A 14,524-nucleotide genomic window follows, 5' to 3' on the forward strand; every position below is an offset into this window, starting at 1 on the left:
TCCTATTTTTCTCCGGTTGTTGTTTCGATAGAATATGAGTTCTAGGACACTATTACCGAAAGTAGGTTGGGATGAGGCAGATTAAGCGTGCTGTGGCTTTTGCCCTCACCTTTATCATGTGCGTCGAGGCCCTTTTGGGTAACGGCGTTGCCAGCGCGGTTGCCCTTACGCTTGAGGACGCCCAGTCGTGGCAGGACATTGTCCAGCCGTTTGCCGAGACCGATGCGGCGGGGGAGTCGGATGACAAGACCGGCTCGGACGCCGCATCGGGCGTCTCGTCGAGCGATAGCTCGGGTGAGGCTAGCGCGAGTGCTTCGAACGACGACAAGTCTGACTCAAACACTTCCAACAACACCACCGCCTCCAACGAAGACACTTCTGACAACCAGGATGCCGTTGACGTGGTCCCGTGCGACTGGTCGCACGATGCCAGCGCGCTCACGGTATCCTCCGAGGGCCTTGCCTTTGACAAGCGCTTGGGAGAGCTTGCTGGAGCAGGCCCCGTCGAGGAAATTCCTGTGCAGCTGCCTGCCTCGCTCAACATCAAGTGTGTTCTCAACACGGCGCTGCTTGAAGGCGACACCTTTACCGTCGATCTTCCCGCCGGGCTCACATTCGACCTCGATTCGGCCAAGCTCCAGGACCATGATGGCATCAAGCGCATTGCCCTCTACCGCTTGGACGCTGAGGGCAATCCCACGCGCATCCGCCTTGGGTATGCACAGCTCACTGCATCTAAGCTTACTGTGGCTTTCGCTACTCCGCATGACGAGCAGACCGATGCCGACCTTTCCTTTGAGGCTAAAGAGTCCTTTGCCGTCGATGCCGATGTACTGCTCGATTCCGCGCTCCTTAAAGACGAGGAGTCAACGCTTGACTGGGCGATACAACAGACGCAGACCGAGGGCGTGCGTACTTGCGAGCTCACTATTCCCGCGCGCTCCCATGTTGAGGGGCTTCTTGGGATTGATAGGGCCGATGCTTCCTCAACGGTTGCCGTCACTGTGGCGGGCACCTTCCAGGATCCGGTTTCTGCGGTGACCCCTGTGGATTCTTACGGCAGCAAGATCACGTTCACCACGTTTTGGGCCGATAACAACAACGTCAACCGCCCGTCCGCGGAGGCTCTCCAGAATCGAAACGAATACCGTGTGTTCTATTCTCTTGATGGCGGTAAGACCTATGTGGCGCTCACCAAGGACGGAGATAACCTGTCCGATGAGGCGGCCACGCAGCTCGGATTTACCCAGGAGATCCTCGATGCCGCCAAGACCGATGGCCACTTGGTAAGCGTTGCAGCGTCCACGGTCTCCGAATACGAGGCGTCTGTGGTGCTCGCAGGCAAGCTTCCCGCCAAGGTCGTGACGCGAACGGACGACGGCACGGCGCAAGGACAGCCCATCACGTATGCAATTTCCCACGTGACGGCGGGCGATGGGGACGTGGAAGTCAAAACTGGCTCGACGCTCTATCCTAACTCCAACGCCGACCCTTCGCAGAGCTCTGAGTCTGGCGACTACATCGTGCCCGACTCCTCCATGCTGAGTGGCCGTACGGACTATGTGGAGCCCTATGCCAAAGAATGTCTGATGATGCTCAAAAACGTTAGCTTTAACGTCGATGTCCACATCGGCAACGATATGGTGGATCACAACCTTTCCGGCGATAATGGCTGGTATTCGAGATGGGGTAAGTACCTGACCCTTACGGCTGCGCGGCATATGGGTGCGTCTGACGACAAGGATGTAAGCAATATCAACGGGGACGGTCTTCTGCAGCTCATCGAACACCAGCTCTTTAGTGTTACCTGGAATGACAATGCTTCCAACAACTATGTTATAAGCGGTCGCATGCCGGCCTACCATCCATCCGGCGTGTCGATGAAGTACCGCCTGATCCAGCAGACAATAGATAACTCCGGCACCTCCGGCTATCGCGATGCCTACGAGGTCTCCTACGACAACAAGGCCGTTCCCGACTATGCGAGCGATATCTCCGCGTGCTACAGCGGCGGTACTATGACGGTGCGCCATACGGGCACCACGCGGTTTGAGGCTACCAAGGTCTGGCTCGACGACTACGCGCCCGGTTCGACCGATTCCAATGGCAACGATATTTCGCGCCCTGCGGCCACCTATACTCTGTGGCGCTATTCCGCAAGGCCCGGCAACGATGCGCGGAGCGCGGCGCAGGTGGTCGTGATGACGGGTGATCGCAAAGGCGAGTTCGTAAAGCTCGAGGTCACGGCCGAGCAGAATAATAAGCTGGGCGCGAGCTACAACAGTGAAGACGGTTCCATCAACAACGCTAAGATGGACCTTGGGAAGATGCTGCTCGATAAGTACGGCACCGATGGCTTCACGCAGTTTGCCAAGTACGATCCCGAGGGCTACCCCTATATCTACCAGCTCCGCGAGTCGAACCTCGCGGGTTATGAGCATGTGTTCGGCACGGTCGACAACGAGGGCAACACGACGGGCGATCTCGGTCCCAACTATTTCAGTGCAAGCGATGCAAACACCGAGTATTTGCTTGATGGATGGATGCGCTCCGATTCCGACAACTTTGGCGTCTACAACGGCGGTACGCTCACCAATCGTCGTGCTGAGACCGAAACCGTTAGCGCCAAGAAGCGCTGGGATATCGGCGCCTATCAAGATCAGCTCGGTACCGTCGAGGTAAGCTTTCAGCTCCAGCGCATCCTTAAAGAGCATGCTACATACAACAACGGACAGTGGTTCTCTAAGGAAGATCCCATGTATGGAGCTGATGGCTCGCTTATCGGCACCTATACCTGGAACGACGTCGCTGACGGTCTCGTCACGCTTAACGGCTGGAGCGCCGAGAATTCTGAGCAGTCCTTCTCGAAGAGCGGTCTGCCTCGATATGACGAGCAGGGCAACGAGTACGTTTACCGCTGGCAAGAGGTTGAGGTGCTGGACACGCAGGATCCTGACCGGTTCTCTGCCTTGCCTACCACACCGGACGGCCCGTTTGAGTTTTTTGGCACGTTTACTGATGCTAACGGCAACCAGAATCTCCTTTCCTTTAATGGCAAATATGATGCTAAGGAGAAATGCTTTGTCAACAGCTACGTGGATACAGTTGATGCGACCGTTGATAAGTATTGGCAGGCCCTTGATGCCGATGGCAATCCTATTTGGACACAGGATGCCAAACAATGTGGTAATGGCGTTGCTCCAAAGGTAACGGTCAAGGTAATCCGCAACGATTCGCTGCTTACAACGATTGAGCTGGACGGTCGCGTTGATCCCACGCCCAATCTTCAGACGATTCCTGGCTCTTCCTGGGAGCTTGGCTGGTGGGAGACGAGTCCTTGGCATGTTGAGTTTGTCCGTCTACCCAAATATGACGAGAACGGATCTAAGTACGACTACCTCTTTCTTGAGGAATCGGTGGATGGCTTTAACCTAGACCATACGGTTCGCGGTATCGACCCCGTGTCTCGTAAAATCTATACCAAGTTTTATAACCGGCCCGTGAATGAAGGTGGGGCCTCCAGTTCGAAATTTGCGGTCTCCAAGAAATGGCTTGATAGCGGCAACGCTGCCTCCCGCGTGCCTGTTGAGATTGGCCTGTATGCGAAGCACGATATCGTTTCTCAAAGGGATGGACAGTTGGCCTATGAAGAGGGTCAACTGATTAATAAGGTCACTCTTAACGAAGAGAATTCTTGGTACGACGAATTAAATGTCCCAGTTGGCGGGCTTTCCAAGGATGACGTCTCTATCAGAGAGCTGTCTACGCTTAATAGCAGCGATACACCAGACGACCTAAAATATGAGGTCATCGATCGCGATACTGCTGTTCACAGGGCTACATACGGCTCTTCCGAGGAGATTGCGGCCTATCGTTCGCTGCTTAGAAATTGGCCTGAGACGGATACCTCTACTCGCATGATCTCCAAGAACCTTTCACAGGGCTTTTCGTATGAGGTTTCGTATGGGGAAAATCGCGATATAAATTCTCTCGAGGTCACGAATCGCCGCGTTGGTTCGGTGGATATCTCTATCGATAAGACCTGGGCTGACGCTGGATCTGCTGCGAGCAAGCGCCCCAAAGCTCAGATAACAATCTCTGCGCCCGCATCGAGCTCCGAGTTTAGGTTTGTCTATGACAAGAGTCGGGAGCTGTCCGTTAGGGTTGCCGGTAAAAAAGACCAGCCTCTAAAGAAAAAAGATTCGGAGGGCAACTTTAGCCAGCTAACTGGGTCTGCTGACGCCTCCGAAAACACCGATGTGATTGTTTCAGAGGATTTAAAGTCCATTACCTTTACGGTCGATGTGTACAAGGCCTCATCCTTCTTCTCCGTCGTGGGACTTCCTAAGTACGATCTTTCCGGCGCCATCGTTGATTGGAAGGTCGAGGAGAATATCGTCAATGCCGGTGACTATCGATCCGTCGGCGGACTTTCGAGCACAGACTTCGGTTCGCCCTGGCACCAGGAAGACCAGCTCAACTATTCGTTTACAAACAAGCGTACGGGCACCAAGGACGTGACGTTCCATACCAAGTGGTTCGACCACTACGTCAAGGACGTCCTCAACCAGCGCCCTGACGTTAAGCTGGTGCTGTATCGTGCGGCTTATACGTATGACGATAACGGCAAAATCATTATAGATGGCAAAGGAAATCCCGTAATCACGCTCTCGTCGGTTTCTCCTTCCGAGTACGACGGCCACTTTGAGTGGGTGTCGTCCGACCCAGCCGATCGCCTGCGCAACGACACCAAGGGTGACTTTACCCAATACGCCACGTTCAAGAACCTTCCCAAGTACGACGGCAACGGTGGACAGTACGTCTATTACGCGCGTGTGGATATGAATGTCCTGGATGACACCAAGGGCGCGCTCGACTACTATGATGACGATACGGTTTCGCAGGATTCCTATACAAAGGACCCCGGCTCGTGGGATAAGGCAGATGACGAGGTTGCGTCGTTTGCCGATTGCCTCTTTGCAGACAACGACCAGCAGCTCGTTTACCGTGAGGACTCGACGTTTAATTTCCATATCCACGGCTCGGTAACGGTCTCGGGTGAGAAGCTGTGGGAGAACGTCCCTGTCGGTTACTCCAAAGACGACCTGCCGGCGATTTCTATCTACGTGCAGCGCCGCCTGCTTGCGGGTTCGTACGGAGCTAACGGCAACTGGACCGATGGCGCTGCTTTGCCTTGGTCTGGCCTTGCACTGACTGTGGATGCTACGCAGGCAAAGGACTATACCGTCGCCAGCTCTAATACGGGTAAGACCGACTCTGGTCAGGAGATCCTTGACGGCAAGACTGCTGTCGCCTGGACGGACAGCCTTGAGAAGGACGGCAACAAGTGGACGTTCAGCATCGGCCAGTACGGGGACAATTCCAATAGCAACGCTCTGCCGAGCGATAATAAGCTCGCGGCCTACGATGCCGAGGGACGTCGCATTGAGTACCGTGTGCGCGAGGTCATCGATGGCATTGTTGGTAAGGACGGTTGGCACCTCACGTCCGAAAGCGAACTCGAGAAGGCCTTTGACAAGGTCTACGATATTAGATATACGGCCTTCTCGATCAGGAATACCTATAAGTCTAAACAGAGCAAGCTCACGCTGTACAAGGTCTTTACGGGGCGTGCCGACGTTGACACCAAGTATCCCGACTCGACGTTTAGACTGTACCGCTACTACGTCAAGGATGATGACTCCAAGAGCGCTCTGACCTTTGTGGCTGAGCAGACGCTCAAGGGCGAGGACGTCAATCATGGCACCGAGTCCGGTGCTGTCACGTTTGACAACCTCGACATCTACGCGCCCTCAGGTGCCAAGTGGCGATACGTTGCCATCGAGGTCGTGCCCAATGGCTATACCGCCACGAGCGGCAAGGGCGAGCTTGCCGCCGATGCTTCTGGTTTTAAGTCTTCGGATGAGTGGGCGAATAAATATGACGTCGTTCTTCCCACGGACGTAAAAGGCACCCTCTCCATGGGTCCCACCGTTGAGCTTGATGAGAACCCTTCCGCAGTGAGCGAGACGTTTAAGAATGCCTACGTGGTCGATTCGGTTGACCTAAAAGGCCAGAAGAAGTGGGTCGACAGCAATAATATCTTTGGCACGCGTCCGGAATCTATCAAGCTGACGCTTAAGCGCTGGTACCAGAGCGGTGGCCCCGATGAAGAGAACCCTGGCGGCGTCACGCTGCAAAGCAGCGATCCTTCTAGAGCTAACTACATCGAATGGGATAAATCCTCTGGAGACATCTGGACCTATACCATCAAAAACCTTGAGAAGTGGGCGCCCGACGGTACCGCTTGGAAGTATGAGGTCTCGGAATCGCCTGCTGACATGCCATACCAATACAAAATCAATGCCAAGAATAAAGGCGGATCGTGCCTTTCGACCGATGGTTCTAATTCCGAGGGCGTTCAGTTCCCGTTGATCCAGAATGAGTTGATGGGCCAAGTTGGGTTTAAAAAGAGCTGGGATCAGGGTGACGCTTGGGCACAGCGTCCTGCTCAGTACTACACGCTTCAGGCTCGCGAGCTTGGCTCCAGCGATGAATGGCAAGAGGCCGGCTCGTTCTTTGTCTCGTGTGGGATTGTCGAGGTCGATCTCGAGAAAGATACCAATTATGACAATACGGGCCTGATCGCCTATAAGCTTCCGGGCAGCAATCGATATACGGTCGATAAGCTCACCAAGGACGATACACGTCCCACCACGTATGACTCAAACACTACTTGGACGAATCTTCCCTTGGAAGTCAAGACATCGAGTGGTGGGGTTAAGGTTGAGTACCGCGTGGTTGAGAGCCTGCTTATCTATGACAAGAAGGCAGGCAGCTCCAATACCGTCAAGGTCTATCTTGACTGCGATAAGAACGGAAACTACTCAGTAAGGCATAGCGGGGCGCGCATCTACCTGCCTTCTCAGACTGAAGAGCATGCATCTGGAAGCTCAACCTGGAAATCGAACATTACCAACGAGTTGAAGGGTACAACGACTTCGATAAAGGTTCGCAAGACTTGGGATGATGGCGACAACGCTTGGGTAACACGTCCGGGCACGTCTTCTCCAAATGACTCCTGGGCTACGACGTTTGTTCTGCAGCGTTCCTCTGATGGCGGGGATACGTGGAAGTGGTTTACCAAGTACGGGTCCGTTGTCGACAAGCCATTCATTAAAGTTTCTAACGGTTGGATTCTTAACGATAACCTGCTTACCCGAAATGTCAGTGTCGCAGATAAAGATTTTTCGTTTAATGGGTTGCCTGCGCAAGGCGTTGTTGTGAATCCTGAGGCCGTTGAGGCCGTTGAGGCCGTTGAGTACCAATACCGCGCTGTGGAGCTGGTTAAGGGTAGCTATCTGGCTACGACCGCCCCGAGTGATGTTCTTGCCACGAGCGGCGACGGGTCGATGCGTCTTGAGCTGGTGCCGGCCTCAGAAGAAGGGGTTCAGCGCTATGTGAACACGCTGGTGACGACCACAGTTACCGGTACTAAGGCTTGGAATGACTGGGGCTCGGGGCTTGCTTCGACGCTTGATCCTTCTACCTGCCCTATTGAGCTCAAATTGTATCGAAAGGACGAGGACATGCTCAACGAGGAGCTAGTCAGGGTTGCCGATGACACTGGCGACCTGCGTGACGCTGCGCCCACGTGGAGCAAGAATGAAGATGGCACCTGGACCTACGAGTTTACGGGTTTGCCCCAGACCAACCAGAACGGCAAGGTGTATTCCTACAGCGTGAAAGAGGTCGACGGGTCCGTTGCCGGTTGGTATAACGCTCAAAATAATAATGGCTCGCTTACCAACGCTGCGACGAGCTTGACGTTTGACAAGGTCGAGGGCGGCTCTGGCACCGGCGTCGCGACCGGCGATGCGCTCAACGGCGTGGAGTTGGAGGTCTCGGATAGCACTGGCAAGAAGCTCGCTACGTGGTCGCGCGATGAGAATGGCGCTGTCTCCGTTACTGTGGAGGACGGTTATGGCAAGGCTGGCGCCGGCAAAAGCGCTGGCTGGATCGTGGGTTTGCCGGCAGGGGAGTATAAGGTTCACGAGGCTGTGGTGCCCGCGGGCCATGTCGCCGTGGCGGACTTTACGGTCAAGATCGGCGTCGATGGCGTCGTGACGCTCGAGGAGCCGCCCGAGGGCGTCGTGACGCTCGAGGAGCCGCCCGAGGGCGTCGAGCTTGATGCTTCCGCCGCCAAGATCACGGTGGCCGACCCGCTCTACCGCTCCGCCTTCTCGCTGGAGAAGGTCTACAGGCACGGAGATTCCGAGCTGCCGGTCGCGGGCATGACGTTCGACCTCTACTGCGGCACCTACCATGCCTCCTCCGTTGACGGCGGCGGTGTGAAGATCGCCGCGATCGTGACGGATGCCGATGGCAAGTGGAGTGCGGACGGCTCCGTCGAGTGGCTCAACCGCGATGACGCCTTTGGCGTGCTCGCCGGCTACTTTGTCAGGCAGTCCGACGGCCTGCCCGCGGGCGACTACTACCTGGTGGAGACGGGCGAGTCCGCGCTTACCAAGAAGCCCGGCGCGGTGAAAGAGTTCACGCTGGATGGCAGCGTTAGGGGAACGACGAAGGCCTTCAAGGTCGAGAACCGTGAGTTTAACGCGGGGCTCGAGATTCATAAGCGGGATGCGCTCACGCATTCTGCGGTTAACAATGCCACGTTTGAGCTGCGCTACACGCCCTTGGGCTCTACCGATGTTGTGACTATTGGCGGGCTCAAGTCTGGCTATTCTTACGCGCTCGGTGCCGCGGGCACGAGTTGCCTGGCCCCTGTTCCCGCTACGCCGGGCGCGCTCAGGGTGACGGGCCTCAAGAAGGGTCAATATCAGCTTGTCGAGACTTCGCCGGCGGTTGGCTATGCTTCTGTCGGGGCCGCCGGCACGGTTGTGCGAGAGTTTGTCGTGGGCGAGGGCTCGGCCGGGCTTGCAAATGTTGTCCCCGACCCCGATGTCACCAACATGCCGCTGCTGGGCAGCGTGACGATGCATAAGGTGGACACTGACGGCAATGCGATCGCGGGCGCTCAATTTAAACTGCAGCGTTTGGCTGGCGGTGACTGGACCGATGTGGCAGACGGCCTCTATACGACCGACGCTGACGGGCGCATCACCGTGACGGGTCTCGCTTGGGGTACCTATCGCTTTGCCGAGGTCGCGCCTGCCGCAGGCTTCTACATGAGCGGCAGCGTCACCACCAAGAGCGTTACCGTCGGGGCCGATAACGTGGCGGGCTCCATCATTTCGCCCCTCGACTGCGGCACGGTGACCAACGAGAGGCTCGGCTTTGGGCTCATCAAGGTCAACTCCGCCCGCGAGCGTCTCTCGGGCGCGCGCTTTACGGTGACGGGCGAGTTCTCCGACGGCTCGGTCGCGCGCGTTCTCGTGACCGCCGCTGACGGCACGGCTTCGCTCCCCGATGGCCTGCTCGTGGCCGGGAAGACCTATACCGTGACGGAGACTGCGGCGCCCGAGGGCTACAAGATCGGCGACGGCTCCGCCGCAAGCGCGTCCTACCGCTTTACCGTCAAGGCTGACGGCACCTTTGCGGCTGACGGCACCTATACCGACACCGTGTGGTCTGCGGCGGGCAGGGGCACGCTTGAGCTCACCATGAAGGACACGGCCAATGTCGTCTCGCTCTCCAAGGCCGACGCGAGCTCGCGCGTGTTTGTTTCGGGTGCGACGTTTACCGTGTATGGTAAGTTCTCCGATACGGGTGAGGATGCCAAGACGGTGCAGCCCACCAGCGGTGCGGTTACGCTGAGTGGCCTCATTGGCGGCGAGATCTACCGTATCGAAGAGTCTGTCGCACCGGCTGGCTACGGGCGCCTGAGCTCCAGCCTGTACGTCAAGTTTGATGCTGCCGGTAGCAAGCTTTCCGTGGTGGACGCCCAAGGCAACGCGCTCGAGAGTGTTCCGAGCGGCTGGGAAATCGCCGAAAACGAGGCGATTGCCGCGCTCGACAGCAAGACGCGTTTGAGCTTTAACAAGGTTGACGCCGCGGGTAACGGTACCGGTGTCTCGAATTCGCTTAACGGCGTTACGCTTGAGCTGTTGAAGGGTTCTAGCGTTGTTGCAAGCTGGTCTCGTGATGAGAACGGAAACGTGAGCGTTTCCGTTAAGAGCGGTTATTGCGAGGCCGGCAGCGATGCCGATGCTGGTGTAATCTTTGGCTTGCCCGCCGGTGTCTATACGGTGCGCGAGTCCCGTGTGCCTGCTGGGCACCTTGCCGTTAGCGACTTTAAGGTCAAGATCGATGACGAGGGCAAGGTCTCTTTGGTGGACGCTCCCGAGGGCGTCTCGCTTGACGATCACGGTGTGACCGTCACGGTGGCCGACCCGCTCTACCGCTCCGCCTTCTCGCTGGAGAAGGTCTACAGGCACGGTTCCTCCGAGCTGCCGGTTGCGGGTATGAGCTTTGAGCTTTATCGCGGTGCGTACTATTCCTCCGCTGCCAACGGCGGCGGCATCAAGATCGCCGACATTAGGACGGACGCCAACGGCAAGTGGTCTGCCGATGGCTCCGTTCCGTGGATGAACCGCGAGAACGCCTTTGGCGTGCTCGCCGGCTACTTTGTCAGGCAGTCCGACGGCCTGCCCGCGGGCGAGTACTACCTGGTCGAGACGGGCGAGTCCGTGCTCACCAAGAAGCCCGATGGGGCCGGGGCGGTGACCGAGTTCACGCTCGGCGACAACGACAGGGGCGCGGTGAAGGCCGTCAAGGTTACGAACGGCGAGTTCAACGCTCAACTCGAGATCCATAAGCAGGACGCTCTCACGCGGGCTCCCGTTAACGGCGCCGTGTTCGAGCTGCGCTACACGCCCCTGGGCTCCACTGATGCTGTGGCTATCGGCGGGCTCAAGTCCGGCTATTCGTACGCGCTTAACGCCGCGGGCACGGGCTGCCTGGCCCCCGTTCCCGCCACGCCGGGCGCGCTCAGGGTGACGGGCCTCAAGAAGGGCCATTATCAGCTTGTCGAGACCGCGCCTGCGATTGGCTATGGCTCCCTTGGGGCCGATGGCACGGTGGTGCGCGAGTTTGAGGTCCTTGGTGGCTCTGACGCTCTCGCCAACGTTATCTCCGACCCGGTTGTCGACAACGCGCCGTTGCTCGGCAGCGTGTCGATGCGCAAGGTCGATGTCGACGGCAGCGGTATCGAGTCCGCGCAGTTCAAGTTGCAGCGACTTGTCGGCGGCGACTGGACGGATGTTGCGGGCGGCCTCTATACGACCGACGCTGACGGGCGCATCACCGTGACGGGTCTCGCTTGGGGTACCTATCGCTTTGCCGAGGTCGCGCCTGCCGCAGGCTTCTACATGAGCGGCAGCGTCACCACCAAGAGCGTTACCGTCGGGGCCGATAACGTGGCGGGCTCCATCGTTTCGCCCCTCGATTGCGGCACGGTGACCAACAAGAGGCTCGGCTTCGGGCTCGTCAAGTTAAACGACGACGGCGAGCGCCTCTTGGGCGCGCACTTTACGGTGGCTGGCGCATTCTCCGACGGCTCGGCCGCGCACGATCTCGTGACCGCCGCCGACGGCACGGCTTCGCTGCCCGATGGCCTGCTCGTGGCCGGGGAGACCTATACCGTGACGGAGACCGCGGCGCCCGAGGGCTACAAGATCGGCGACGGATCCGCTGCGAGCGCCTCCGTCTCCTTCAGGGTGGGCTCCGACGGTTCCTTTACCGCCGTTGGCGATTACAAGCACGGCATCTGGTCGCTCTCCGGCACGGGCAGGCTATCGCTCGCCATGAAGGATCGGGCCAACAGCATCTCGCTCTCCAAGGCGGATGCCGCCACGCGCGATTTTGTGACGGGTGCCACCTTTACCGTCGCTGGGCGCTTCTCCGATAGCGCCGACGGCTCAAAGACCGTCAGCCCCGTGGACGGCGCCGTCGAGCTGCGCGGCCTCATCAACGGCGAGGTCTACCGTGTCGAGGAGACTGCCGCACCGGCTGGCTACGGGCGCCTGAACGCTCCGCTCTACGTGCGCTTCGACGAGCGCGGCGAGCGCCTTGTTGTGGTCGATGAGCGCGGCGCGGCGCTCTCGCGGGCCCCCGAGGGCTGGGACGTGGCTGACGGTCGTGCGATCGTCGCCAACAACGTGCGCAACCGCCTGACGTTCGATAAGGTGGAGGGCGGCTCGGGCACGGGCGCCGTTGCGGGCTCCGCCCTCAACGGTGTTGCCTTCGAGCTCTCGAGCGGCTCCGATGTGGTGGCCACGTGGACGCGGTCCGATGAAGGCGTGGTCTCCACGACCGTTGCGTCTGGCTATGGCGAGTCCGGCTCCGGCGCTGACGCGGGCTGGCTCGTGGGCCTTCCCGCCGGCACGTACCGGGTCCACGAGTCCGTGGTGCCCGCGGGCCATGTCGCCGTGGCGGACTTTACGGTCAAGATCGATGCCGAGGGCGTCGTGACGCTCGGGGGCGCGCGCGAGGGCGTCGAGCTCGACGCCTCCGCCGCCAAGATCACGGTGGCCGATCCGCTCTACCGCTCCGCCTTCTCGCTGGAGAAGGTCTACAGGCACGGTTCCTCCGAGCTGCCGGTTGCGGGCATGAGCTTTGAGCTTTATCGCGGTGCGTACTATTCCTCCGCTGCCAACGGCGGCGGCATCAAGATCGCCGACATTAGGACTGACGCCAACGGCAAGTGGTCTGCCGATGGCTCCGTTCCGTGGATGAACCGCGAGAACGCCTTTGGCGTGCTCGCCGGCTACTTTGTCAGGCAGTCTGACGGCCTGCCCGCGGGCAAATACTACCTGGTGGAGACGGGCGAGTCCGCGCTCACCAAGAAGCCGGGCGCGGCCGGCGCGGTGACCGAGTTCACGCTGGATGGCAGCGTTAGGGGAACGACGAAGGCCGTCAAGGTCGAGAACGACGAGTTCAACGCGGGGCTCGCCATTGAGAAACGCGATGCCGCGACCGGATCGCCGGTCAACGGTGCGGGCTTCGAGCTCGTCTACACGCCGCTTGGCAAGACTGACTCCGTGACGATCTCCGGGCTTAAGACCGGCTGTTCATATGTGCTCGACGCGACGGGCACGCAAGTGGCGGCGCATTCCTCAAATGCGGACGGCTGCCTTAAGGTGACGGGCCTCAAGAAGGGCGGCTATCGGCTTATCGAGACGGTTTCTGCAACCGGCTATGCGCCGGTTGCGCCGGGCAGCTCGCTCGTGAGCTCGTTCGATGTGCTCGATGCTGCCAATGGGGTCGGCAACGTGCTCGTCACGGCAGACGGCTCGGCTCCCGTCGTTACCAACGAGCCGCTGCTGGGTAGCGTGTCGATGCGCAAAGTCGACGAGGGCGGACAGCCCATTGCCGGCGCAACGTTTAAGCTGCAGCTCAAGAGCGGTTCGGACTGGGTCGATGTGGGCGATGGCCGCGCAACCGATACGGATGGCTCCATCGTGGTGACGGGTCTCGCGTGGGGCACCTATCGCTTTGTCGAAGTCGCCCCCGCGGCTGGCTATTACCTCGATCGCGAGGAAGTCGCTACAAACGAACTGACCGTTACGGCAGATAATGTGGCCGGTTCCATCGAGTTACCGCTCGACTGCGGCACAGTGACCAATACGGCTTTTGCCCTAAAGCTCCTCAAGCGTAATGGGTCCGGCGATGCGCTGCCCGGTGCGGTCTTTACTGTTGAAGGCCGGTTTGCCGACGGCTCATCTGTCGTTGAACTTACCAGCGGCGACGATGGCATCGCCTCGCTTGGCTCGGCCCAGCTCGTGGCCGGGGAGACCTATACCGTGACGGAGACTTCGGCGCCTGCCGGTTACATGATCGGCGACGGTACCGCCGCGAGCGCATCGTTCTCCTTCTCGGTTGCCGCAGACGGATCTTGGTCCGCTGTGAACGACTACAACCGCGACGTATGGTCCATGGGCGGCACGGGCTCCCTTGAGCTTGCTGTGACCGATAAGGCCCATACGGTCTCGCGTTCCAAGGACGGCATGCCCGGCACGGGCGACAGTCTGTTTGCTGTCTCTGACGCACTCGCAACGCTTGGTCTCATGGCGCTTGCCATTGGCTTGCGTCGCACGCGTCGACGCAGCTAGGCGGTAATTAATTACGCCAAGGCGGGGCATACGGTTCATCACCGTATGCCCCGCCTTTCTTGTCTGATGCGTCATCCCGCGTTAGCAGCTGCTCTTCGCCGCTCGTATCGCTCTCGCCCATGATGGTGCCGCCGATCGCGTCGAAAATGTTGGTGTAAGGGTGACACCCTAGCGCTCGTTTAACGAAGAACGGCCTTCGTCCTAGAATCTGAAATCACCACAACAACAGGTTCTAGGAAAGGACGAAGACCGCTATGGAAATCTTATCAGACCCGACGCCGGACATGCTCGCTATGCCCCGTTTCGACGACGGCGCCATCGATATGCAGGAGCTGCTTCGCAGACTCGCCGAGCAGGTCGATCGCGTCGAAAATGTTGGTGTAAGGGTGACACCCTAGCGCTCGTTTAACGAAGAACGGCCTTCGTCCTAGAATCTGAAATCACCACAA

The 14,524-nt window shown here is 58.7% G+C and carries 2 protein-coding genes; both read left to right on the forward strand.

The window, feature by feature from the left end:
* The first annotated feature begins 71 nt into the window (after window positions 1–71).
* Entirely contained in the window at window positions 72–14,075 is a 14,004-nt protein-coding gene (locus ACTNDJ_RS03805; protein ID WP_441083361.1) for a SpaA isopeptide-forming pilin-related protein, read from the forward strand.
* 254 nt (window positions 14,076–14,329) lie between these two features.
* Complete coding sequence (locus ACTNDJ_RS03810) at window positions 14,330–14,473, forward strand: hypothetical protein (protein ID WP_441048789.1); 144 nt, start codon at window positions 14,330–14,332, stop codon at window positions 14,471–14,473.
* The last annotated feature ends 51 nt before the right edge of the window (window positions 14,474–14,524 follow it).

The organism is Collinsella sp. HCP3S3_D1 (assembly GCF_052064015.1).
Classification (GTDB): Bacteria; Actinomycetota; Coriobacteriia; order Coriobacteriales; family Coriobacteriaceae; genus Collinsella.

Bases quoted from the DNA above. Each gene is read 5' to 3' on its own strand.
- ACTNDJ_RS03805 (WP_441083361.1), top strand. From the start codon at position 72: ATGAGGCAGATTAAGCGTGCTGTGGCTTTTGCCCTCACCTTTATCATG.
- ACTNDJ_RS03810 (WP_441048789.1), top strand. From the start codon at position 14,330: ATGGAAATCTTATCAGACCCGACGCCGGACATGCTCGCTATGCCCCGT.